At 45.9% G+C, this 266-nt stretch carries 1 protein-coding gene; it reads right to left on the bottom strand.

Annotated elements, in window-relative coordinates:
* The coding region (locus tag AB4585_RS27035) for a hypothetical protein (RefSeq protein ID WP_372171822.1) at positions 1 to 266 on the bottom strand (266 nt) is incomplete at both ends.

Here is a 266-nt window from a genome sequence, read left to right as displayed (position 1 = left end):
AGCACCAAAGTATTCTGGCGTCTCTAACTCATCAATGTATGGGTCTGCCCAAGTCTGATCCTCTTCGCCTGAAACCTCCACCTCACTTCCATAGAAGTATGCCGCTAGATAATCCGACAAGCCTAACAAGTGAGCCTTTGGTGATTTCTGTAGCACTGACACATACGTGTCTTCTCGCTTAATCAAATCCGCGATCAACGGAGAAGATACAGACAATTTCAGTTGAAGTTTCTGCGGTTTAACACCTCGACCCTCAACACCAAACA

The organism is Vibrio sp. 10N.222.49.C9 (assembly GCF_041474985.1).
Lineage (GTDB): Bacteria > Pseudomonadota > Gammaproteobacteria > Enterobacterales > Vibrionaceae > Vibrio > Vibrio crassostreae_C.
The sequence above is the reverse complement of the archived record's forward strand: the minus strand, read 5'-3'. Positions and strand labels throughout refer to the sequence as shown.